At 73.0% G+C, this 23,978-nt stretch carries 16 protein-coding genes; 11 read left to right on the forward strand and 5 right to left on the reverse strand.

Features of this window, described 5'->3' with window-relative positions; all coding sequences use genetic code 11:
• Window positions 1–10: 10 nt before the first annotated feature.
• The gene (locus tag AB0O91_RS23325; RefSeq protein ID WP_363436172.1) at window positions 11–1,108 is read right to left on the reverse strand and encodes a DUF2510 domain-containing protein; all 1,098 of its coding nucleotides are present in this window, start codon (window positions 1,106–1,108) and stop codon (window positions 11–13) included.
• Between the two features lie 82 nt (window positions 1,109–1,190).
• The gene (locus AB0O91_RS23330) at window positions 1,191–1,706 is read right to left on the reverse strand and encodes a GNAT family N-acetyltransferase (RefSeq protein WP_363436173.1); all 516 of its coding nucleotides are present in this window, start codon (window positions 1,704–1,706) and stop codon (window positions 1,191–1,193) included.
• Between the two features lie 65 nt (window positions 1,707–1,771).
• On the opposite strand from AB0O91_RS23330, the gene AB0O91_RS23335 reads away from it, so the two are divergent.
• The 3 genes from AB0O91_RS23335 to AB0O91_RS23345 all read left to right on the forward strand — a co-directional run bounded on the left by AB0O91_RS23335 (window position 1,772) and on the right by AB0O91_RS23345 (window position 6,037).
• A complete protein-coding gene (locus tag AB0O91_RS23335; RefSeq protein WP_363436174.1) occupies window positions 1,772–2,689 on the forward strand; it encodes a TIGR01777 family oxidoreductase in 918 nt (305 codons plus the stop codon).
• A 660-nt stretch (window positions 2,690–3,349) separates the two neighbouring features.
• Window positions 3,350–4,681, forward strand: coding sequence for an NAD(P)/FAD-dependent oxidoreductase (locus AB0O91_RS23340; RefSeq protein ID WP_363436175.1), 1,332 nt, complete (start codon window positions 3,350–3,352; stop codon window positions 4,679–4,681).
• Between the two features lie 132 nt (window positions 4,682–4,813).
• Window positions 4,814–6,037, forward strand: coding sequence for a cation:proton antiporter (locus AB0O91_RS23345; protein WP_363436176.1), 1,224 nt, complete (start codon window positions 4,814–4,816; stop codon window positions 6,035–6,037).
• A 98-nt stretch (window positions 6,038–6,135) separates the two neighbouring features.
• On the opposite strand, the gene AB0O91_RS23350 is transcribed toward AB0O91_RS23345, so the two are convergent.
• Window positions 6,136–8,022, reverse strand: a complete 1,887-nt coding sequence (locus tag AB0O91_RS23350; protein WP_363436178.1) for a regulator — start codon at window positions 8,020–8,022, stop codon at window positions 6,136–6,138.
• Between the two features lie 309 nt (window positions 8,023–8,331).
• Between AB0O91_RS23350 and AB0O91_RS23355 the strand changes: the two genes are divergently transcribed.
• From AB0O91_RS23355 to AB0O91_RS23385, 7 genes are all read left to right on the forward strand, one after another.
• The gene (locus tag AB0O91_RS23355) at window positions 8,332–9,093 is read left to right on the forward strand and encodes a 3-hydroxybutyrate dehydrogenase (RefSeq protein WP_363436180.1); all 762 of its coding nucleotides are present in this window, start codon (window positions 8,332–8,334) and stop codon (window positions 9,091–9,093) included.
• 128 nt (window positions 9,094–9,221) lie between these two features.
• Window positions 9,222–10,577 (forward strand): MFS transporter, encoded by a 1,356-nt coding sequence (locus tag AB0O91_RS23360; protein ID WP_363436181.1) that lies wholly within the window; start codon window positions 9,222–9,224, stop codon window positions 10,575–10,577.
• Window positions 10,578–10,701: 124 nt separating this feature from the next.
• Window positions 10,702–12,672 carry a GAF domain-containing protein gene (locus AB0O91_RS23365; protein ID WP_363436182.1) on the forward strand — a complete coding sequence of 657 codons (1,971 nt, stop codon included), beginning with the start codon at window positions 10,702–10,704 and terminating at the stop codon, window positions 12,670–12,672.
• Between the two features lie 129 nt (window positions 12,673–12,801).
• Window positions 12,802–13,599, forward strand: a complete 798-nt coding sequence (gene lipB, locus AB0O91_RS23370) for a lipoyl(octanoyl) transferase LipB (RefSeq protein WP_363436184.1) — start codon at window positions 12,802–12,804, stop codon at window positions 13,597–13,599.
• Between the two features lie 218 nt (window positions 13,600–13,817).
• Window positions 13,818–14,771: a lipoyl synthase gene (gene lipA, locus AB0O91_RS23375; protein ID WP_363436186.1), complete on the forward strand. Its 954-nt coding sequence runs from the start codon at window positions 13,818–13,820 to the stop codon at window positions 14,769–14,771.
• Between the two features lie 245 nt (window positions 14,772–15,016).
• On the forward strand, window positions 15,017–15,283 hold the full coding sequence (locus tag AB0O91_RS23380) for a hypothetical protein (RefSeq protein ID WP_363436188.1): 267 nt from the start codon (window positions 15,017–15,019) through the stop codon (window positions 15,281–15,283).
• Window positions 15,284–15,391: 108 nt separating this feature from the next.
• Window positions 15,392–16,081, forward strand: coding sequence for a DUF4191 domain-containing protein (locus AB0O91_RS23385; protein WP_363436190.1), 690 nt, complete (start codon window positions 15,392–15,394; stop codon window positions 16,079–16,081).
• 123 nt (window positions 16,082–16,204) lie between these two features.
• Here the strand turns inward: AB0O91_RS23385 and AB0O91_RS23390 are convergent, their stop codons facing one another.
• A complete protein-coding gene (locus tag AB0O91_RS23390; RefSeq protein WP_363436192.1) occupies window positions 16,205–16,672 on the reverse strand; it encodes an RDD family protein in 468 nt (155 codons plus the stop codon).
• A gap of 373 nt (window positions 16,673–17,045) precedes the next feature.
• Here AB0O91_RS23390 and glnA point away from each other — a divergent pair, with 373 nt between their 5' ends.
• Window positions 17,046–18,458, forward strand: a complete 1,413-nt coding sequence (gene glnA, locus AB0O91_RS23395; RefSeq protein WP_363436193.1) for a type I glutamate--ammonia ligase — start codon at window positions 17,046–17,048, stop codon at window positions 18,456–18,458.
• A 1,023-nt stretch (window positions 18,459–19,481) separates the two neighbouring features.
• Here glnA and AB0O91_RS23400 read toward each other — a convergent pair.
• On the reverse strand, window positions 19,482–23,867 hold the full coding sequence (locus AB0O91_RS23400; RefSeq protein WP_363436195.1) for a ricin-type beta-trefoil lectin domain protein: 4,386 nt from the start codon (window positions 23,865–23,867) through the stop codon (window positions 19,482–19,484).
• Between the last annotated feature and the right edge of the window lie 111 nt (window positions 23,868–23,978).

The following is a 23,978-nucleotide window of genomic DNA, read 5'->3' on the forward strand; positions in this document are numbered from 1 at the left end:
GCCCCCCGGCTCAGGTACTGGTGCCGGGGGTGGCCGCGGAGCCGTCCTGCTTGATGCCCTTGAGGATCTGGTCCAGCACCGAGGCGTCCGGCGCCGCCGGGTCGTCGTCCACGCCGCCCTCGAAGACGACGTAGCCGCCGCCCTTGGCCGGGACGGCGGCCAGCAGGACGTAGCCCTGGGTGCCGTCCGAGGTGCGGATGTGCCAGCGGGTGGCGTAGCCGAGGACGCCGGCGACGCTGACGAAGCTGGAACCGGAGTCGGTGTGCGACGTGATCCCGGTGAAGATCGTCCCGGCGTAGGCCGGCATCGCGGCGTCGGAGGCGGCCTTGGGGGTGTCGCCCTGGACGGTGTCCTTCTCGACCGAGAACTGGCCGCGGATGCAGGAGTTGCCGTCGGCGCAGGTGTAGCGGCCGCTGCCGAGGTAGACGGTGGAGTGCGCGGAGTTGGCGGCCGCGTCCCAGCCGTCGAACACCGGGACGGTGATCGCGTGCTGCGGGTCCGGGACGCTGCTCTTCAGTGCGGGGACGGGCTTGGGCGTCGTCCGGGTCGGCGACGGCGTCGGGGTGGGGCTCGGCTGGGGGCCGTCGCTCTGGGTGACCGTGACCGTGGGGTTCGGGGCCGGGTCGGCCTTCGGGTCCCCACCGTTGGCGGCCACCAGGCCGACGATCAGACCGCCCACGGCCAGCACGGCGACCGAGATGCCGACGATCAGGCCGGTCCGGTTCCTCGGGGCGGCCGGCGGCGGGTAGCCGTAGGCCGCGCCCGGGTAGGGCTCCTGACCCGGGTAGCCGGGCTGGCCCGGGTAGGGCTGCTGGCCGGGGTAGGGCGGCTGGCCCGGGTAGCCGTAGCCGGGGGTCGGGGCCGCGTCCTGGACCGGATAGCCGTAACCGGGTGAGCCGCTCTGCGCCGGGTAGCCGTAGCCCTGCTGCGGCGGTTGCGGGGCGGGCGGCTGCCACAGCTCGGTCGGAGCGTCGGCGAGCTGTCCGGCACCGCCCTGGAGCGGCCGGACCTCGCTACTCCAGGCGTTGCCGTCCCACCAGCGCTCGTGACCGGGGGTGCCGTCCGCACCGGGGACCGGGTACCACCCGGGAGGCGTCGAGTTGCTCACGGGCGTACGGTACCCGGCGGATCGCCCGTCCAGACAGCGCGGGTACGTCACGACTCCGCACCGCACGGGAACTGACGATGCGTCAGTTCCCGTCGGTTCGGCCGGCCAGCCGACGGGCCATCCAGACATCGTCCACGTAGCGTCCGCCGATCAGGAACTCCTCGGCCAGCACGCCCTCGACCGTGAAGCCGCAACTCTCGTACAGCCGACGGGCCGGGGCGTTCCAGCCGAGCACCCGGAGGGTCATCTTGCGGGCGCCCCCGGCCCGGGCCGCCGCGCAGGCGGCCTCGACCAGCCGCCGCCCGATGCCCCGGCCGCGTGCCGCGTCGTCGACGGCCAGGCCCTGGATCTGCCGGACGTGCCGGTTGCACTCCAGCGGGGTCGCCGGGACCTGGCGGACGTAGCCGACGATCCGGCCGTCCAGGACGGCGAGCAGGTACTGGTCGGGGGTGTGCCGCTCGTCGAAGATCCCGTCCGTCTCGGGCGGTTCCGGGGAGACGTCGGACAGGGTGGACCAGGCGTTGCGGTTGAGCGCGGCGAGTCCGGGCTCGTCCTCGGGGCGGGCCGGGCGGATGGTCGGATCGTCATCACGGGTCATGGCGCATGATGCTAACGGGGCACGTGGGACGGGTGACGGGCGATAAGAACTGCGAGGATGGCTCCATGCGCATCGCTGTCACAGGCTCCACGGGATTGATCGGTTCGGCGCTCGTCCGCTCCCTGCTGGCGGACGGCCATGAGGTGGTCCGGCTGGTCCGGCACCGCTCCAGGACCGGGCCACGGCCCGACGGCAGCACCGCGATCGGCTGGAACCCGCTGCTCGGCGAGGTCGACCGGGACGGGCTCGCCGGGGTCGGGGCGGTCGTGCACCTGGCGGGCGCCGGGGTCGGCGACCGCCGCTGGACGAACTCCTACAAGCGGGAGATCCGGGAGAGCCGGGTGTACGGCACCGAGACGCTCGCCGTGGCGCTGGCGGCGATGAAGGAGCCGCCGCGGGTCCTGCTGAGCGCCTCCGCGGTCGGCTGGTACGGGCAGACCGGCGACCGGGTGATCGACGAGGACTCCCCCGCCGGGGACGACTTCCTGGCCGAGGTCTGCCTGGAGTGGGAGGCCGCCGCGCGGCCGGCCGAGCGGGCCGGGATCCGGGTCGTCCACCCGCGCACCGGGATGGTGCTCTCCGCCGCGGGCGGTGCGGGCGGGCGGCTGTTCCCGCTGTTCAAGCTGGGCCTGGGCGGGCGGCTCGGCGACGGGCGGCAGTACTGGAGCTACATCTCGCTGGCCGACGAGGTGGCGGCGCTGCGCTTCCTGCTCGACCGGGAGGACCTCTCCGGCGCCTTCAACCTCACCGCACCGGAGCCGGCCACCAACGCCGAGCTGACGGCGGCGCTCGGCCGGGCGCTGCGGCGGCCGACGCCGTTCCCGGTGCCCGAGGCCGTGCTCAAGGCCGTGCTCAAGGCGGTGCTCGGGGAGCTGGCGGTCGAGGTGGTCGGCAGCCACCGGGTGGTGCCGCGACGGCTGTTGGACGCGGGCTTCCGGTTCGCGCACCCGGACGTGGACTCGGCGGTGCGGGCGGCGCTGTGACGCCGTTCGGGGCGTGACGCGTCGTCGGGGTGGCGATTCTTCGGGCGTGACGCCTCTTCGGGGCGGCGTTTCTTCGGGCGTGACGCGTCGTCGGGGTCCGGCGCTTCTTCGGGGCGTGGCGCCGTGCGGGACGCGACGTCCGGCGGGGCTGCCGCGCCCCGTCGGACGTGACGCCCCGTGATGCCGGAGGCCCTCGTGGTGCGGGACGTGTCCGGGCGGGTGGCCCGTCCCGGTGGGTGCCGTGGCGCGGCTGCGGGCGGTGGTGCGGGACGTCGTTCCAGGGAGCCCCCGGGGCGGTATCCGCCCTGGCCGGAGGCATATGCCGACGGGACTCGAGGGGTTCCGGATCGGGTTCCGGATCGGGTTCCGGAACGGGTTCCGGGAGGGGCTCCGGGAGGGGGCGCACGGGAGCACACAGCGGGCGCGTTGCACGCCCCCGGTGACCGTATGCGCCCGCCGACCCGGTAACCCGGCCACCACGGCGCACTGTCCGTGACCGCGCCCCCGCCCGGCGCCGCACAACCCCTCTCGCGCCCCGCATCCGGTCCACCGCACCTGTCTGATGCTCACACCGACTGGGCATCACCTTCCTCGGACCGTGTCCCGGCACCCCGCTGCCTGCGTCGGCCGGAGCCCCGGGACCAGGGAGGGAGCACTCCAGTGCCCACGTACGACTTCACCCGCCGCGCCCGCCGCCCGTCCGACCCGGACGTCGTCGTGGTCGGCGCCGGACTCGCGGGCCTGGCCGCCGCCCGCGTCCTCACCGGCCGCGGCCTCGCCGTCCAGGTCCTGGAGACCACCGACCGGATCGGCGGCCGGATGGCCACCCGCGAACTCGACGGCTTCCGCCTGGACGACGGCAGCCACCTGCTGAACACCGCCTTCCCCGAGCTGCGCCGGGCGCTCGACCTCGACCGCCTGGACCTGCGCCCGCTCGCGCCCGGCGTACTCGTGCACAACGCCGGCCGCCGCTACCGCGCCGGGGACCCGCAGCTCACCGCCGCCCGGCAGGCCGCCCTCCGGGCCCCGCTCGGCAGCCCGCTGGACAAGGCCCGGCTCGGCAGCTGGCTCGGCCGGATCGCCACCGCCCCGGCCGCCCGGCTGCTGGCGCGGCCGGAGACCACCACCGCCCGCGCGCTGACCAACCACGGGCTCGCCCCGCGCACCGTCGACGGCTTCCTGCGCCCGCTGCTCAGCGCCCTGCTCAGCGATCCGGCCCTCGGCACCAGCAGCCGGATCGCCGACCTGGTGCTGCGCTCGTACGCCCGGGGCCGACTCTGTCTGCCCGCCGACGGGATCGCGGCCGTGCCCGCCCAGCTGGCCGCCGCCCTGCCCGTCGGCACCGTGCGCACCGGCGTGCAGGTCACCGCGATCGGCGCCGACGGCGTGGAGACCCTCGACCACGGGCGGATCGGCGCCCAGGCCGTGGTGGTCGCCACCGACGCCCGCTCCGCCGCCGAACTGCTGCCCGGACTGCGGCTGCCGGACTTCCACTCCGTCACCACCTTCTTCCACGCCGCCGACCGCGCCCCGGTCGGCGAGGCCGTGCTGCTGCTCGACGCCGACCGGCCGAACGGGCACCCGCCGCTGGTCTCGCACTCGCTGGTGCTCAGCGAGCTGCACCCGTCCTACGCCCCGCCCGGGCAGGCGCTGATCGCCAGCACCGTGCTCGGCCGGCGCGCCTTCGACGCGGGCGGCCCGGCCGGGCTGGAACCGGCCGTCCGGGCCCGGCTCGCCGAGCTGTACGGCGTCCCGACGACGGACTGGCAGTTCCTCAGCGTGCGGCACGTCCCGGACGCGCTGCCCGCGATGCCGCCGCCGCACAACCCCCGCCGCCCGGTGCGGCTGCTGGCCGGGCTGTACGTCGCCGGGGACCACCGGGACACCAGCACCGCGCAGGGCGCGCTGGTGTCCGGACGGCGGGCGGCGAAGGCGGTGCTGGGCGACCTCGGGCTGCCGGCCGACGCCCGGGAGGCCGAGGCGGCGGCCTGACGGCCCCGGCGGTGGAACACGCCAGCGGTCTGCCGGGGTGACAGACCGACGGCGTGCCAGGATGCCTCGCATGACCGTTCTGACCGCTCATCGGATGATTCCAACGGATTCGGCCGCCCGGCCGGACGCCCGGTGAGCGCCTCCGCCCAGCCGGTGGCGCTGATCCTGATCCCCGCCGCAGCCGTCGCCGCGCCCCTGCTCGCCGACCGGCTGCTGCGGTGGATCGCCGTACCCACCGTGGTGTTCGAGATCGTGCTCGGCGTCCTGATCGGCCCGGCCGTCCTGAACTGGGCGCACGTCGACGACCTGGTGGACGCGCTGTCCCAATTCGGCCTGGCCATACTGATGTTCCTGGCCGGGTACGAGATCGACCTCGCCAAGCTGCGCGGCGGCCCGCTGAAACGGGCGGGCACCGCGTGGCTGGTCTCGCTCGTCGCGGCCCTCGGGGTGGGCGCGCTGGTCAACCGGGACCCGTGGGACGGCGCCTTCGCCGGGCTCGCGATCACCACCACCGCACTCGGCACGATCCTGCCGATCCTCCGCGACAGCGGCGAACTTCCCACGCCCTTCGGCTCGTTGGTGATGGCCACCGGCGCGGTCGGCGAGTTCGGGCCGATCATCGCGATCGCCGTCCTGCTCAGCGGCAACTCCCCGGCCCGGACGGCGGTGATCCTCGGCGCCTTCGCGGTGATCACCGCCGTCGCCGTCCTCACCGCCCGCCGGCCGCGACCGGCCTGGGCGACCCGGCTGATCGAGCGCACCCTGCGCACCTCCGGGCAGTTCGCGATCCGGGCGGTGATCCTGGTGCTGGCCGTGATGGTCGCGGCCGCGCTCTGGCTCGACCTGGACATGCTGCTCGGCGCCTTCACCGCCGGGATCGTCTCCCGGCTGCTGCTGGCCGGGATCCGGCAGGCCGAGGAGGAGGTGATCGAGGCCAAGCTGGAGAGCATCGGCTTCGGCTTCCTGGTGCCGGTCTTCTTCGTGGTCAGCGGGATGAAGTTCGACCTGGACGCACTGCTGGACGACCCCGGCACCCTGCTGCTCGTCCCGGTGTTCCTGCTGCTGTTCCTCGCCGTGCGCGGCGGGCCGGCCGCGGTGCTGGCCCCGGCCGGGCTCGGCCGGCGGGACCGTGCGGCGCTCGGGCTGTACGGGGCGACGGCGTTGCCGCTGGTCGTGGTGATCACCACGATCGAGGTGGAGGCCGGGCACCTGCCGTCCTCGACGGCGGCGGCGCTGGTCGGCGCCGGGATGCTCTCGGTGCTGGTGTTCCCGCTGGCGGCGCAGCGGGTGCGGGGCGGGGCACGGCCGACGGCCGCGGACCCCGGGAAGCGGAGGGTCCGGGCCGAGAGCTGGTGAGCTCCCGGCCCCGGCGCCCCGGCCCCCTTGGCGCCCCCGCACCGGCGTTCCGGCGCCCCGTCACTCCGGCGTTCCGGCGTTCCGGCGTTCCGGCCCGGTCAGATCACGCCCGCCTGGCGGGCCGTCTCCTCGAAGGCGCGGGCCACCTGGCTGCCCCGGTACGGGGTGAGGCGGCGGTGGAAGTCCCGGACGTACTCCAGCGAACGGGCCGAGCGCATCTCCCCCGCCGCCCGCAGCGCGTCGGTGGCCATGGTGCAGGCCTCGTCGAGGTCCCCCATCCCGAGCCGGGCGGTGGCCAGCACCAGCCGGCAGAAGATCCGGCTGCGGGCGTAGGCGGGCGAGCGCAGCCGCAGCGACTTCTCGGCGTGCTGCGCGGAGGTGCGCCACTGCTGGAGGTCCCGGTAGCAGTGGGCGAACTCGTCGGAGAGCTGCGCCTCGTCGAAGTACCGCGCCCAGGAGGGCAGTTCGTCGCCCGTCCGGGAGGCGGCGAGCGAGCGCTCGGCCCGGACCAGCGCGGTGGTGCAGGAGCGGACGTCGCCCAGCAGGCCGTGCCCGCGCGCCTCGGCGGCGTGCATCAGTGACTGGACCACCGGCGGGACGGCGGTGCCGACGCCCTGCTGGGCGACCCGGGCGAGCTGGACAGCCTCCCGGCCGTGGCCCAGGTGGACGGCCTGCTGGCTCATCGTCACCAGCACGTACCCGCCGAGGGCGCGGTCCCCCGCGGCCTGGGAGAGCCGCAGCGCCTGGACGAAGTAGCGCTGGGCGAGGCCGTGCGCGGCGATGTCGAAGGACGTCCAGCCGGCCAGCCTGGTCAGGTCGGCGACGGCGCCGAACAGGGCGCGGCCGATCTGTTCGCCGTAGCGGCCGCGCAGCATCGGCTCGGCCTCGCTCTCCAGGTAGCGGACCAGCGCCTGGCGGGCGTGGCCGCCGCCGTAGGCGTGGTCGAGCGCGCGGAAGAGGTCGCCGACGGCGCGGATCGCGGCGATGTCGCCGCGGCCGACCCGCAGGGCGGGGCGGGCCTCCCGGTTCGGGTCGGGGTACGGCGGTTCGACGGCGGCGGGCGGGCGGCGGCTCTGGGTGGGCACCCGGCCGATGGTGGCGGCGGTGCCGGTGGTTCCGGCGGTGTTGCGGACCCCCGGGGCGCCGGGCGGCTGGGGGCGCGCCGGGCTCGCGGCGGAGGCGCCCGGCGCGCTCTGCCCGGGTGCGCCGGTGGGCGCGCCCGGTGGGCCGGTGGCGGTGTCCGGGCGGACCAGGGTGGAGCCGTCCCGGGCGACCCGTTCGTCGGTGCGGCCGATCAGCCAGTCCCGGCTGGGGACGACCAGGCCGGCCGGGGTGAAGGCGATCCGGCGCAGCTCGGACTGCGGGCCGTTGTCCTTGCGCCACATGCTCGCGACGATGTCCACCGCCTCCTGCGGGGTCTCGGCGAACTCCAGGCCCGCGTAGACCGGGGCGCAGGCGTCCAGGCCGAGGTCCTGGGCGGTGAGGCGGCGGCCGAGGCGGCGGGTGAAGACCTCGGCGATCAGCGCCGGGGTGGCGCCGCGGGGCTGCTGGCCGCGCAGCCAGCGGGTGACCGAGGTCTTGTCGTAGCGCAGGTCGAGGCCGTGCTCCAGGCCGAGCTGGTCGACCCGGCGGGCCAGGCCGGCGTGCGAGAAGCCGGCCTCCTCGATCAGGGCGGCGAGCTGGCCGTTCTGCGGGGTCGGGCCGGTGTGGCCGCCGCCCGGGTGGGTGCCGTGGCCGCTGGTGGTCGCGGGGGCCGGCCCGGCGCCGGCCTCGTGCCGGACGGGTGTGGCGGAGGCTTCGTGCCGGGCGGGTGTGGCCTGCGCGGGCAGCCGCAGTTCGTCGGCGGTCGGGGCGTCGGCGGTCAGCGTGTCGGCGGTCGGGGCGTCGGGGGCGTCCGGAAGGGCCCGGCCGACCGGGCCTCGGCGCTGGCCGAGCGGGTCGAGCGGTCCGTACGCCGGGCTGTCGGTTGCAGGCCGTTGGGGCATGTCAGTCACACCTCTCGGACGTCGCACCGGGCTCCACCAGCACATCGGTTCGCCTGGGGCGGCGCCCCCTGTCGGGAATCGGCGTGAATGTAGCGAGCATTCGGGCGCTATGGGTGGATCTGACCGAGCAATCCTCCGAACGGGTGAAGCAACCGCGCCCATTGTGGGGAAGCGGAGTCATCATGGGTTTGGCCTTCCGGGGTCGAACCGTCGATCGACCGTCATAGTGGTGACCGCCAGGGGTCGACGGCACGCTGTGGTGCTCCGCCACATGGGAGCCGGGCCGACGGATTCCTACCGTTCTCGGCCATGGACACCTCTACCGCCAGCCCGCTCGACGGCCGCACCGCGTTGGTCACCGGGGCCGCCTCGGGCATCGGCCGGGCCTGCGCCGAAGCCCTCGCCGGGGCCGGGGCCCGGGTCTACGTCGTCGACCTCGCGGCCGGTCCGGCCCGGGAGCTCGCGGACCGGATCGGCGGGCACGCGATCGTGGCCGACCTCGCCGACCCCGCGGCCGTGGACGCCCTGCCGGCCGACGCCGACATCGTGGTCAACAACGCCGGGCTCCAACACGTCGCCCCCGTGCACGAGTTCCCGGTCGAGCGCTTCACGCTGATCCAACGCGTCATGGTCGAGGCCCCGTTCCGCATCCTGCGCCGCACCCTCCCGCACATGTACGAGCGGGGGTGGGGCCGGGTGGTCAACGTCTCCTCCGTGCACGGCCTGCGGGCCAGCGCCTTCAAGTCCGCCTACGTCACCGCCAAGCACGCGCTGGAGGGCCTCAGCAAGACCGTCGCCCTGGAGGGCGCCCCGTACGGCGTCACCAGCAACTGCCTCAACCCCGGGTACGTCCGCACTCCCCTGGTGGAGAAGCAGATCACCGCCCAGGCGCTGGCCCACGGCATCCCCGAGGAGGAGGTGGTCGAGCGGGTCATGCTCGACCGCACCGCCGTCAAGCGCCTGATCGAGCCCGCGGAGGTCGCCGGGCTCGCCCTCTGGCTCTGCTCCCCCGCCGCCGCCTACGTCACGGGGGCCAGCCTCCCGATCGACGGCGGCTGGACGGCGCACTGAGCGCGCCCCTCCGCTGTATATGGAAAGACCATGCCCGGCCCGGCGACTGTGTGGCTCGGTCACATAGTCCGGGGGGCGTGGGGTTCCTACCTTGTGGCGACATCGTCCGCATCTGGAAGTGGTGACCCATGAACGCCTCCGCACGCGGTTCGACGGCGACCAGTTCACTCCCGCGCGTGGTGGCCGCGAGCCTGATCGGCACGACGATCGAGTGGTACGACTACTTCGTCTACGGCACCGCCGCGGCCCTGGTGTTCGGGAAGGTGTTCTTCCCGAACACCGATCCACTGACCGGGACGCTGCTGTCCTTCCTGACCTACGCGATCGGGTTCGCGGCCCGGCCGCTCGGGGCGCTGGTGTTCGGGCACTTCGGGGACCGGGTCGGGCGGAAGAAACTGCTGGTGCTGAGCCTGCTGCTGATGGGCGGGGCGACCACGGCGATCGGACTGCTGCCGACGTACGACTCGGTCGGGGTGACCGCGCCGGTGCTGCTGACCTCGCTGCGGCTGGTGCAGGGCTTCGCGCTCGGCGGGGAGTGGGGCGGGGCGGTGCTGCTGGTGTCGGAGCACGGGGACCGGCGGCGGCGGGGGTTCTGGGCGTCCTGGCCGCAGGGCGGGGCGCCGGCCGGGAACCTGCTGGCGGCCGGGGTGCTGTCGCTGATGACGGCGGTGCAGTCGGAGAGCGCGTTCCTGGCCTGGGGCTGGCGGGTGCCGTTCCTGCTGTCGGCGGTGCTGGTCGCGGTGGGGCTGTGGATCCGGCTGGCGGTGGAGGAGTCGCCGCTGTTCCGGCAGGCGCTGGAGAACCGGCCGACCGCCGAACAGCCGCCGCTGGTCGGGGTGTTGAAGCACCACTGGCGGGAGGTGCTGGTGGCGATGGGCGCGCGGATGGCGGAGAACATCTCGTACTACGTGATGACGACCTTTGTGCTGACGTACGCCGTCACCCACGCCCACTTCGACAAGCAGAGCGCGCTGAACGCCGTGCTCATCGCCTCGGCGATCCAGTTCGCGCTGATCCCGCTGTTCGGCGCGCTGTCGGACCGGGTCGGACGCAAACCGGTGTACCTGGTGGGCGCGGCCGGGGTCGGGGTCTGGGCGTTCGTGTTCTTCGGGCTGGTGGACACTCACTCGTTCGGGCAGTTGGTGCTCGCGGTGACCGTCGGCCTGGTGTTCCACAGCGCGATGTACGCGCCGCAGGCGGCCTTCTTCTCCGAACTGTTCGCGACCAGGCTGCGCTACTCGGGGGCCTCGATCGGCGCCCAGTTCGCCTCGGTGGCGGCCGGCGCACCCGCCCCGCTGATCGCCACCGCGCTGCTCAAGGATTACGGCAGCGCCACCCCCATCTCGGTGTACATGGCCGCCGCCGCGGCGCTCACCCTGCTGGCCGTGCTGTGCGCGCGGGAGACCAGGGGACAGGACCTGACGGCGGTCGAGGAGGAGGCCTCGGAGGACGGCGCGACGGCCGTGAAGCCCGCCGTCGCCTGAGGCTCCGTCCGGTCGGTCCCACCGCCCGTCCGGCAGGATCGGCCGGACGGAGCCCGGGGATCCAGGCGATAGCATCGCGATTCCCCGCAACCGTCGGAACCGACGCCGATTGGCGGCCCGCACCGTGAACCACCCCGACGAGAGCGCCGCCCCCGCACTGCGGCGGCTGCTCGACCTGCTCGCCACCGGCGCCGCCACCGAGGACTTCGCCGAGGTGCTGGCCGACGCCCGCCGCCGCGGGGCGTCGGCCGGCGTCCTCGCCGAGATCGACGACGCCACCTGGCAGGCCCTGCGGGTGCACCGCACCCTGCGTCAACACCGGCGCCGCGAGGCCGAGTTGACCGCCCTGTTCGACACCGCCGGAGACCTCGCCGCCTCCCGGGACCTGGACGCCGTGCTGCAGGCGATCGTCCGCCGGGGCCGGATGCTGCTCGGCACCGACACCGCGTACCTGACGCTGCCGGACGAGGCCGCCGGCGACACCTACATGCGGGTCACCGACGGCTCGGTGTCCGTCCTGTTCCAGACCCTGCGGCTCAGCCTCGGCGACGGGCTGGGCGGGCTGGTCGCCCAGACCGCCCGCCCGTACGCCACCCCCGACTACCGCACCGACGAGCGCTTCCACCACACCGGCACGATCGACGCCGGCGTGCTGGACGAGGGCCTGGTGGCGATCATCGGCGTGCCGCTGCTGCTCGGCGGCGAGGTCATCGGCGTGCTGTTCGCCGCCGACCGCACCCCGCGCGCCTTCTCCCCCGACGAGGTCGCGCTGCTCTGCACCCTGGCCGCGCACGCCGCGATCGCCCTGGACACCGCCAAGTCGCTGGCCGACACCCGGGCCGCGCTGGCCGAGCTGAACGCCGCCAACGGGCTGGTGCGGGCCCACTCCGCCGCCGTCCAGCGCGCCGAGCAGGCGCATGACCGGCTCACCGACCTGGTGCTGCGCGGCGCCGAGGTGCCGGACGTGGCCGCCGCCGTCGCCCACCTGCTGGACGGCGAGATAACGGTCCTGGACGCCGAGGGCGAGCCGCTGGCCGGCCGGCCCGCGCCCGGCGCCGAACTGGTCGGGGCGGTCGCCGCGTCCCGGGCCGAGGGCCGGTCGGTGCGGCACGGCGCGCTGTGGGTGTGCGCGGTGCTCGCCGGGCACGACACGCTGGGCACCATGGTGCTGCGCGGCCGGCCCGACCTCGACGACGCCGACCGACGGCTGTTCGAACGGGCCAGCGTGGTGACCGCGCTGCTCCTGCTGCTGCGCCGCTCGGTCGCGGAGACCGAGAACCGGGTCCGCGGCGAACTGCTCACCGACCTGCTCACCGCCCCCGAGCGCGACCCGGCCGGGCTCACCGCGCGCGGCCGCCGGCTCGGCGTCGACCTCGCCCGGCCGCACCTGGTGCTGGTCGCCGAGCCGGCCGACGGGACGGGCGACCACCGGGGCCGGCTGGCGGGCGCGGCCCGGCGCTACCTGTTCGGCTCCCGCGGGGTCAGCGCCGAGCACGGCGAGGCGGTCGTCCTGCTGGTGCCCGTCGCGCCCGGCACCACCGACGACCCCGAGGAGACCGCCCGGCAGGCCGCCGAGCGGCTGGCCCGCCTGGCCGGCTTCCCGGCCACCGTCGGCGCGGGCCGGGAGGCCGCCGGTCCGGCCGCACTGGCCGCCTCCTACGCCGAGGGCCTGCGCTGCGTCCGCGCCCTGCGGGTGCTCGGCCGCGCCGGGCAGGGCGCCTCCTCCCGCACCCTGGGTTTCCTCGGCGTGCTGCTCGGCGACGGCCACGACGTGGACGGCTTCGTCGGCGCCACCCTCGGCCCGCTGCTCGCCTACGACGCCCGGCGCGGCACCGAGCTGGTGCGCACCCTGCGCGCCTACTTCGACTGCGGCGGCAGCCTGACCCGGGCCAAGGACGACCTGCACGTCCACGTGAACACCGTGGTGCAGCGGCTGGACCGGGTCGAGGCGCTGCTCGGGCCGGACTGGAACCGGCCGGAGCGCTCGTTGGAGTTGCAGTTGGCGCTCCGGCTGCAACTGCTCTCGGCGCCGGGGCCGGGCTCGGGCTCGGGCCTGGGTTCGGATGGGGGGCCGGGCTCGGGCTCGGGCAGCTGAGCGGCTCGGGCGGCGGGGCGCGGTGGGCGGCTCGGGCGGCCGATCGGCTCGTCCGGGCGTGGGCGTACAGTGGCGAGGTTGGTCTCGAACGCGAGACCGGTCTCGAACGCCTGGCAAGGAGCGGCAGCGGTGAGCGAGAACGTACGGTTCGTTCGGATGGGCATAGGCGAGCACGTCGTCCCGTACGAGGAGGCGTGGGAGGAGCAGCAGCGTCTGCACGCGTTGCGGGTCGCGGACGAGATCCCCGACACCGTGCTGCTGCTGGAGCACCCGCCCGTCTACACGATGGGCAAGCGCACCAACCCCGCCGACCTGCCGCTGGACGGCACCCCGGTGGTCGAGGTCAACCGGGGCGGGGAGATCACCTGGCACGGCCCCGGGCAGCTGGTCGGCTACCCGATCATCAAGCTGCCGGACCCGATCGACGTGATCGCGTACGTCCGTCGGCTGGAGGAGGCGCTGATCCGCACCGCCGCCGACTTCGGCATCGGGACCACCCGGGTCGAGGGCCGCAGCGGGGTCTGGGTGCTCGGCGAGCACCTCCCGGACGCCGTGGTCGACCCCTCCGAGGTGGTCGACATCGGCAAGCTGACCCTGCGGATGGGCCTGCCGCTGGGCATCGACCCGCGGCTCGCCGGCCCCGAGTACGCGCCGTCCAACGCCGGGCAGCGCGGCGGCGACCGCAAGCTCGCCGCGATCGGCGTGCGGGTCGCCCGCGGGGTGACCATGCACGGCTTCGCACTCAACTGCGACCCGGACATGACCTACTTCGACAAGATCGTGCCCTGCGGCATCCGGGACGCGGGCGTGGCCTCGCTGGCCGGTGAGCTGGGGCGCGCCTTCCCGGTGGGCGAGGCGACGCCGGCGGTCGAGCGGCACCTGAAGGACGTGTTCGCGGAGTTGCCGGAGCCCGCGCTCACCCGCTGAGTCGGCGAGCCGCTGCGGTTCCCGCTTCCGGCGCCACCTCCGCTTCTGCCTTCTGTCTTCCGCCTCCGCTTCCAGGGCCGCTCAGGAGAGCCCCGGCCACTGGGAATCTACTGACCGGTAGCCGCGTTGCCCTGCGATTGCGGGGCGGCAGGCCCGGCACAGCCCGTACAACCACAGGCGTACCCTGGGGGTACCCCGTCTAGTTCTAGGAGTCGCACGTGTCCGCTGTCGCGCCCGACGGCAGGAAGCTGCTCCGCCTGGAGGTCCGCAACAGCGAGACCCCCATCGAGCGGAAGCCCGAGTGGATCAAGACCCGCGCGAAGATGGGCCCGGAGTACAACGCCCTCCAGTCGCTGGTGAAGAAGGAAGGGCTGCACACGGTCTGCCAGGAGGCCGGCTGCCCCAACATCTTCGAGTGCTGGGAGGACCGCGAGGCGACCTTCCTCATCGGCGGTGACCAGTGCACCCGCCGCTGCGACTTCTGTCAGATCGACACCGGCAAGCCCGCCGAGTTCGACCGCGACGAGCCGCGCCGGGTCGCCGAGTCCATCGTCACCATGGACCTCAACTACGCCACCATCACCGGCGTCGCCCGCGACGACCTGGAGGACGGTGGCGCCTGGCTGTACGCCGAGACCGTCCGCCAGGTGCACGCGATGACCGCCGAGCGCGCCGCCGGCCGCACCGGCGTCGAGCTGCTCATCCCCGACTTCAACGCGGTGCCCGAGCAGCTCGCCGAGGTCTTCTCCTCCCGCCCCGAGGTGCTCGCGCACAACGTCGAGACGGTCCCGCGGATCTTCAAGCGGATCCGTCCGGCCTTCCGCTACGAGCGCTCCCTGGACGTCATCACCCAGGCCCGTGCGGCCGGGCTGGTCACCAAGTCCAACCTGATCCTGGGCATGGGCGAGACCCGCGAGGAGGTCAGCCAGGCGCTGGCCGACCTGGTCGGGGCCGGCTGCGAGCTGATCACCATCACCCAGTACCTGCGCCCCTCGCTGCGCCACCACCCGGTGGAGCGCTGGGTCAAGCCGCAGGAGTTCGTCGAGCTCCAGGAGGAGGCCGAGGAGCTGGGCTTCGCCGGTGTCATGTCGGGCCCGCTGGTGCGTTCGTCGTACCGGGCCGGCCGGCTGTACCGGCAGGCGCTGGAGCGTCGCGAGCAGGCCGCGGTCTGATCACGACGTCGGTTTCCGGCCACTGAGCCGTTGGAAGGGCGGGGCCTCGGCCCCGCCCTTCCGGGTTTCACCGCACTTTGACTGCCTGGTCACGGACTGGTAACACGGGGTGGGGACGATGGACGCCAGGTGGGCGTTCGATTCTTCTCGGCCACGGCGGGCGACCTCGACGATCGACCGCGGCAATCGACTTCGACGATCGGCCCGCGACCAGCCGTGGCCGGCCACGAGAGGAGCTGTTCGGGATGCAGCTGCAGGTGCGGGTCCGGTCGGTGGGGGCGGCGCTGCGGTTCGCCGAGAGCGTCCTACTGGCCCCCGGGCAGCGGCACGCGCGCCGCAACGCCTGGACGGCGGTGTGCGAGAACCGCGAGCACGCGGCGGACCGGCGGCAGGACGCGGACGTCATCACCGGGAACGCAGGCGCCACCGGGGCCGCGGGTACCGCCGAAACCGCTGGTCCAGGGGCTGCGCGTGCCGCAGGGCCCGCGGGGGCACGCTCCGTACGACGGTGAGCCCGGGCGTCGCTGTGTGCGACGGCGGACCGGCTGACGGGTCACGGTTCGGGCGAACGGGTACCCGGGCTTGGATATCCCGTACCCGTGCCACGTACCATGAGCGTTATGGCGAGGGAAACATCCGAGAACCCCGGGCGACTGAAGCAGATCCGCCTGGCGTACACCATGACCAAGAAGGTCGACACCAAGATCGGCCTGATCATCGCCGGCGTCGGCCTGCTGACCTTCGGCGTGTTCCTCGCCATCGGCTTCGCGATCGACCATCCCATCTACCTGGGCATCCTGGGCTTCATCGTGGCCGTGCTGGCCATGGCGATCGTCTTCGGGCGCCGGGCCGAGCGCGCCGCGTTCGGACAGATGGAGGGACAGCCGGGCGCCGTGGCTGCGGTGCTGAACAACATCCGGCGCGGCTGGAGCTCCAGCTCCACCCCGGTGGCCGTCACCCGTAACCAGGACGCGGTCTACCGCGCCGTGGGCCGGGCCGGCATCGCGCTGATCGGCGAGGGCAACCCGAACCGGGTGCGCCAGCTGCTGGCCTCCGAGAAGAAGAAGATGGCCCGGGTCGTCGGCGACGTGCCGGTGCACGACATCGTGGTGGGCACCGGCGAGGGCGAGATCCCGCTGAAGAAGCTGCAGATCCACCTGATGCGCCTGCCCCGCGCCATCACCGCCGGCCAGGTCACCGAGACCAACGACCGGCTGCGCGCGCTGGGCGACCTGCTCTCCAAGGCGCCGATCCCCAAGGGCCCGATGCCCAAGGGTGCCCGGATGCCCAAGGGCGGCCAGGTCCGCTGACCCTCCCCTCCCCTGACGACACCAGAACGGCCCGCCCCGGATCCTCCGGGGCGGGCCGTTCGACGTTCTGCGTGGCCTGGATCCGACGGTGCTGCGTGGCCTGGACCCGACGTTCTCCGGAGCCTAGATCCGGACCTCGACGGTGCCGACCGCCTTGTCGTGCAGGCCCCGGGTGTCCCGGTCCCAGACCAGCGGCGGCACCACCAGGCAGAGCAGCAGGGTGCGCAGCAGCACCTGCGGGATGGTCGCGCGGCGGCCGTCCAGCCGGACCACCCGGAGGCCGAACAGCCGCTTGCCGACGGTGGTGCCGGTGGTGGCGAGCAGCACGGCCACCACGACGAAGTACAGCGGGCTGGTCCACAGGTTGGCCTCGCCCTGGTCGCCCTTGGCGATCAGGCCGTAGGAGATCAGGGAGACCAGCCAGCCGTCGACGAACAGGGCGCCGATCCGTCGGCCGGGGCCCGCGATCGAGCCGGGGCCCTCCTTGGGCAGCCCGAGGCGCTCCCCGCGGTAGCCGAAGTCGGCACCCATCTTCTCGGCGGCCGCCTTGGGGCCGTCGATCCACGATCCCAACGCTTCTCTGGTGTCCACGAATCCACACTAACCGGGCTCACGCCGCAGACCGGCACCGGCTCCCCTCCGGGCGGGGCGCGGACGGGGCGCGGACGGTATGCGGGCGGGGGCCGGTCGCGCTCAGCTCCGGGGCCGGTCGGGGGCTGGTCCGGGGTCGGTCGGGGCCGGACGGGGGGTCGCTCCACGACCGGGTGAATCCCGCCCGCCGGGCTTACCCAGTGGTCCAGACCACTTCTCGGAGGCCGCCCAGCTCGGCGGGGTGATTTGCCCTGTCCCGTAGGCCTTTGCGGCCCGTTCGGCCGTCGTGGTTAACATCTAGGAAACGAGCGGGTCACCGACTGGAAACGACCCATTCCTAGGGTGAGCCCAATTCGCACGCCGAGGAGGATGGATGTTCAACAACGCCGCCGAAGTGAAGCAGTTCATCCAGGACAACGACGTCAAGTTCGTCGACGTCCGCTTCTGCGACCTGCCGGGCGTCATGCAGCACTTCTCCGTACCCGCGGCGACCTTCGATCCGTCCGAGACCCTGATGTTCGACGGTTCGTCGATCCGCGGCTTCCAGGCCATCCACGAGTCCGACATGGCCCTGGTCCCGGACCTCGCCACCGCCCGACTCGACCCCTTCCGGGCCGAGAAGCACCTCAACATCAACTTCTTCATCCAGGACCCGGTCACCGGCGAGGCCTACAGCCGCGACCCGCGCAACGTCGCCAAGAAGGCCGAGGCCTACCTCGCCTCCTCCGGCATCGCCGACACCGCCTTCTTCGGGCCCGAGGCCGAGTTCTACGTCTTCGACTCGGTGCGCTTCGACACCAGCGCCAACGCGTCCTTCTACCACATCGACTCGGAGGCCGGCGCCTGGAACAGCGGCGCCGCCGAGGGCGACGTACGCGGCTACAAGGTCAAGTACAAGGGCGGCTACTTCCCCACCCCGCCGGTCGACCACTTCGCCGACCTGCGCGCCGAGATGTCGCTGGAGCTGGCCAAGTCCGGCCTGGAGGTCGAGCGCCAGCACCACGAGGTCGGCACGGCCGGCCAGGCGGAGATCAACTACAAGTTCAACACCCTGCTGCACGCCGCCGACGACCTGATGCTGTTCAAGTACATCATCAAGAACGTCGCCTGGCGGAACGGCAAGACGGCCACCTTCATGCCGAAGCCGATCTTCGGCGACAACGGCTCGGGCATGCACGTCCACCAGTCGCTGTGGACCGAGGGCTCCCCGCTCTTCTACGACGAGCAGGGCTACGCCGGCCTCTCCGACACCGCCCGCTACTACATCGGCGGCCTGCTCCGGCACGCGCCCTCGCTGCTGGCCTTCACCAACCCCTCGGTGAACTCCTACCACCGGCTCGTCCCGGGCTTCGAGGCGCCGGTCAACCTGGTCTACTCGCAGCGCAACCGCTCGGCCGCGATCCGCATCCCGATCACCGGCTCCAACGCCAAGGCCAAGCGCATCGAGTTCCGCGCCCCGGACCCGTCCTCCAACCCGTACCTGGCCTTCTCCGCCATGCTGATGGCCGGCCTCGACGGCATCCGCAACAAGATCGAGCCCCTGGAGCCGGTCGACAAGGACCTCTACGAGCTCGCCCCCGAGGAGCACGCCAACGTCCCCCAGGTGCCCTCCTCCCTCCCCGCCGTCCTGGAGGCCCTCGAGGCCGACCACGAGTACCTGCTCGCCGGCAACGTCTTCACCCCGGACCTGATCGAGACCTGGATCGACTTCAAGCGCACCAACGAGATCGCCCCGATCGCCCTCCGGCCCCACCCGCACGAGTTCGAGCTGTACTACGACCTGTAGAGACCCCCTCTGACCTGCGGAAACGCAGTTTGGCCTCTCATCGTTTCCGCAGGTCGGGCAGGGTTCCGACCTGCGGAAACGTCTAGCGAGGGACTGGCTGCAACACCTCTGGGACTCGCGATGTGAAATGAGTGTGAAACGAGCACGGGGCAGATCGAACTCGCGATGATCCCCCACTGCCCTTGCCAGCATCGGGTAGCACGCCACTCGCTACTTACAGTAGTAATCGTTCGCGGCTGCTGACTCAACGGGTTCGATCTTTACCCTCGCTACCACCCCTCAGGCGAAGCGTCACCCGTGCTCGCCAAGCAGCAGGGCCGGCCGCCATGTGCAAGGCGCCCTGTGACCCGGTGCGGCTGTAGTTGTTCTCGAAGGTCGCCTCCTGCCCGGGCAACGAGGCATGCGCGTGCAACATCCAGGACGACGGCGTAGGGCCGCGGCCCTCTCCTTCTGGGCCTGCTTCAGGGCGGCCGTGGCCGCCGGCTCCGGGTCCTCCTCGGTCAGCAGGTCCTGCTGCTCCTGCTCCAGGCCGACGAACCCGGCGCGCTGCGCCGCCGCCCACCAGGGGTCGATCTCAGACAGCGCCTCGCGCCGCGCCGCAGCGAGCTCCCGTGGCTCGCCCGCCGGCACCTCCGCCGCCGCACCAGCCACTGCCTCAGGGCGAGATCCCCTTGGGGTGGCCGAGCCCCACACTTCCGCTGCTGACGAAGACACGCCGAGCACTGCCCCGTCCGGGCACTGCCCCCATGGCGTATGCGCGGGGCTGCTGCTTGTGGTGGGTGGGCTTGGCCCACTTGTTGGCGCGGCGGGCCCCGAGAATGCCCCGGAGGCCAATGACGCCGACGGCCTTCTTCTGGGTCCACCTGCTGCTCGCCGTCACCTCGCTGGCACTCGGCCTGCCATCAGCGCGATCGGGGTACGCGGACTGCGCGCCGCCGAGCGGGCCTGACCCTGGAAGCCGGGAAGCCGTGAGACCGGCCTCCCCTGGGGGAGGCCGGTCTCACGGGTGGTGCGTCACGGCCGTCAGACGGCCGGGCTCAGCCGCCAGTACTGGTTGCCCGGACCGCCGTTGCAGTCGAACAGGATCACCTGGTTGCCGCTGGTGAGGTCCCCGCGGGGGATGTCCACGCAGCGGTTGGAGACCGGGTTCCAGATCGATCCGTCGGCCCGCGGCAGGAACTGCTGGGCCCCGTTGCCCGGGCCGCCCAAGCAGGTGTACCACTGGACCGGCGTGCCGTTGCCGGTGCCCGCGTTGGTGGCGTCCAGGCAGCCGCCGAAGGGCAGGCCGACCGTGCCGTCCGGGCGGAAGGACCAGGCCTGCGCGTTGCTGCCGTTGCAGTCCCAGACCTGCACCTTGGCACCCGGGGTGGTGCTGGAGTTGGCCTCGTCCAGGCACTTGGCGTTGGACAGGCCGGACACGACCGAACCGGCCGTCGAGCCGGCGACGGTCGGGTACGGGTAGAGCGCCACGTCGGCGACCGCTCCGTCGAAGGTGTTGTGGCTGGCGCCACCGTTGACGTAGCGGCCGATCGAGACCTTGCCGGTCGGGGCCATCTTGGCGGTGTGCCAGCCGGTCGCGGCCAGCGCGCCGTCCACGTACAGGCTCATCTGCCCGGTGGTGGCGTCGTAGCTCGCGGTCAGCTTGGTCCACACGCCGAGCTGGGCGCGGGCGGCCGCGTTCTGCTTGGCGTAGTCGTGGCTGGTGCCGCTGTTCGCTGCCGGGGCGGTGGTGTCGTAGTCCCAGCCGGAGTCGCTGCGCGCCATCGCGAAGGTCCAGGTCGGGCCGGCCGAGGTCCAGGTGCCCGGCCAGATCATGAAGTTGCTGGTCGAGTTGCCGTCCTGGCCGACGACCACGCCGTCGGTGAACTTGTCGATCCGCGCCCACGCGCTGACCGTGAAGGATTGTGCGGTGTCGACCTGGGCCGTGGTGGTGATCCGGCCGTCGGTCGCATCGGCGGCGCCGTGGCTGAACACCGCCGCGGTGGTGGCAGCGCCGCCCAGGTTGGCGCTGGTGAAGGAGACCTGGTTCTGGATGGTGGCGGTGGTCTTGCCGGTCGAGTCCGCGGTGTGCGCGGCGTCGCCGGCGATGGTGCCGGTCAGCGGGTAGCGGGCCAGGGGACCGCGCGGGTCGCCGACGACGGTGGAGCCGGCCAGTGAGGTGACCGCGCCGGGCCTGGCACTGTCGCCCGCGACGCCCTTGAACAGGACGACCTTGCCGGTCGAGTTCTGGGCCCACAGGTCGGCCACGCCGTCGCCGTCGAAGTCACCGGACGAGCCGACCACCGGGAAGGTGGTGGTGTCGAAGCCGGTGCCGATGACCATGCCCTTGGTCGGGTCGGCCAGAGCGGTGTAGTCCGTGGCGCCGGTGGCGGTCTTGGTGATCGGGTAGGCCAGGATCTGGCCGGTCTGCCGGTCACGCGCCCACAGGGTGGCCTGCTTGGCGTTGCTGGTGGCCGAGTTGACGGTCCAGGAGCTCGTGCCGTTGGCCGGACCCGGGTTGATCAGGTCGTAGCCGTGGCCGCCGATCGCGGCGTCCCAGGGCAGGGTGGAGATCTGGGTCTCGGTCTTCTTGAGCAGCACCGCGTTGTTCCCGCCCGGCGGGATCAGCCACAGCGCTCCGTTGATCACGACGGCCAGCGAGGTGCGGCTGAGCGGGGTGGTGGTCTCGCCGTCGGGGCTGCCGAGCGCGAGGACCTGGGTCACCTTCGACCAGTCGTAGCCGACCCCGGTCGGGCAGCCGCTGGTCTGCGTCGCGTCCACCTTCTGGCCTGCCGTGTCCACACAGCTGACCTGCGCCGGGGTGGTGTTGCCGCTCGGGTAGAACGGCGTCCTCTGGGTGTAGTTGCCGTGCCCGTCGTTGGTGTACATCAGCATCTGCGGGTCGCCCGGCACGTGGACGATCAGGTCGTCCACCGGCACCTGGCCGCGCAGCGAGCCGCGGTGGGTGATCTGCAGGCCGTTCCAGTTGCCCGACGGGGAGTTGGCGGGCGCGACGGCCTGGGAGCCGGCAATGGTGCCGGCGTTCACCGGGTCGGCGAGGTTGGTGACCACCCGCAGGTTACCGGTGGAGTCCGGCAGCGTGATGTCGGGCTTGCCGTCACCGGTGACGTCGCCGAAGACCGGCGAGGAGGCCGGGTTGAACGGCGCGTAGAAGTTGTACGCGTACGGCTGGCTGTAGTTGCCCGCCTGGTCCTGTGCCTGGACGTACAGGGTGTTGGTGCCCCAGGTGCCCGGGGTGTACGTGTACGTGCCCTTGCCATTGGCGTCCGGGCGGACGATGCCCGCATCGTTGCAGCGCCAGCCGGTGACCGGGGTCGGGTTGGTGCTGACCCGGAAGCAGGCCAGGCCCGAGGCGTTCAGTCCGGGGCCCGGCGTCGGGTCCGTGCCGGAGAGAACGAAGGTGCCGGCCTCGTTCGCGTACTTGATCTTGTCAGCCGGCAGCGTGGTGCCCGAGGGCGGGAACTGCTCGGAGCTGACGCTCACCGTCGGCGGGGTCCGGTCGACGCGGAAGTAGCACCATGAGGAGTCGACCGAGCCGAGGCCGTTCCAGTACGGGTCGGCGTCGAAGGCGTTGGAGGTCCAGCCGAACTGGTGGCCGTCCTTCAGCACCTCGTAGGGAACGTTGACCTGGGCGGTGTTGTAGCTGCCCTGCCATCCGGTGCGACCCGACCAGCCGTTGTTGCTGTCGTTGTCATCCCACATCCGGAAGTTGGTCCACAGGTTCATGCCCGCCGGGGACCAGTTGTTCGACATCAGCGTGACGCTCTGGTTGGCGCCGATCCAGGCCGGGTTGGACCAGGGGTTCTGGCCGCCAGTGGTGCAGTCGTACCCGGCCGGGCTGCCGTTGCCGTCGGCGTTGGCGAAGCCGGAGCTCGGGCTGGTCCGCGGGTACCAGATGCTCGGCTGCAGGTCGTAGTTGGTGGTGATGTGCGGGTTGTTGGTGATGTGCTTGCGGTAGTACTTGTTCTTCTCGTCGTCGGGTGCGATGCCGACGGTGAAGGTGGGCCACTTCTGCGAAGCGGCCTGCTGCATGTGCCAGCTGACGTCGTAGGCGATCGGCCCGGTGCCGACGATGGACTTCGAGTCACCGATCTTGCTGCAGCCGCCGAAGGTGCCGCCGCCGTTGCAGGGCTGGTTGTTCCAGGTCACGCCCGGGAAGATCGCGCCGGTCCAGTACAGACCGAGCGGGGTGCTGGTGCTCGGGCTGGAGGCGCCGTCCACGTTGGCGTACAGCGTGGAGCCGTACACGGTCGGCGGGGCCGGGGCGCCGCCCGGCTGGGTCCAGATCGCCGGGTTCACGTTGATCGAGAAGTAGGCGCGCTCCCGGCCGTAGCCGGTGCAGTCGCTGTAGCCGCAGTACCCGGTGCCGAGCGAGCCGACGGCGTCGTAGTACGTGGTGCCGGAGTGGTACTCCTGGACCTGGGCCGAGTGCGCGGTGCCGCTGTCGGCGCTGATCGTCGGGTCGAGGTACCAGGGGCCAGTGCCCTTGCCGAAGGTGGTCTGGTCCGGCGTCAGGTCGAAGCCGTTCTGGTCCGCCTTGATCGCGATCGGGGCCTCGTGCGCGCCCTCGCCGGCCCGGGCGGGGGAGGACTTCTCGAACTCGGGCGCCTGGTCGTCGCCGGCCGGGGCCGAGCCCTTGGGGGCCTTGGAGTCCTCGCCCTTCGCCGGCGGGGTGGAGTCCCACTGCAGCGGGGTCGGTGCGTGCAGCCGGACCTTGCCGGCGTCGTCCTTGACGCTGACGTTGCCCGCGGCGTCGGTCGCCACCTTCAGGCCGTCGGCTTTCACCGGGAAGTGCAGGCTCTTCAGCCGCGGGTCGGCGGCGGCCGCCGCGGTCTTCACCACGATGACGTCCCGCCAGCCGCCGGTGGCCAGCGCGGTGACCAGCAGATCCACGTCGGGCAGGACATTCGGGTAGGTCGCGGTGTCGCCGCTCAGCGTCGGCGCGGGCAGCGCGAACGGCGCGGTGACGGCGAGCTTCTGGCCCTCCGCGGTGGTCAGCGTCGCCATCGGGCCGGTACCGCCGCCGGACAGCGTCAGGCCCATCGACGAGACCGCCGGAGCCAGCGTGCCGTCCTGGTTGCGGCGCAGCGTCGCGTCCAGATCGGCCCACGCCTTGCCGCGCTTGGTGCGCACGTCGCCGGCGTGGTCGGTGGTGGACGCGGTCCCGTCCGGGTTGATCTGGGTGATCGAGGTCTCGGTGGTCATCGCGTCGACCACCACCGGCTTACCGGTGGACCTGGCCCTCGCCCGCGCGTCCACGATGCCCTGCTGGACCTCGGTCAGGGCCGGCTTGGCGCCGGCCGGGGAGCCCGCCGGAGCGGCTGACCCGGGCAGTGGGTTGGGAGCGGCCTGGGCGAAAGGCGAACCGAGCATGCCGAGGCCGAGGGCACCGGTCGCGGCGAGGGCCACCAGGCGGGCTGAACGCCCTCCCCCCCTGGCCCTCCGCCGCGCACCGGCGGAAATCGGTCTGAAGTTGGACATCGAAGTGCTTTCTTCCTCCCCGAAGAGTCCGCCTGTCGC

It is taken from the genome of Kitasatospora sp. NPDC089797 (genome assembly GCF_040684795.1).
Taxonomy (GTDB): Bacteria; Actinomycetota; Actinomycetes; order Streptomycetales; family Streptomycetaceae; genus Kitasatospora.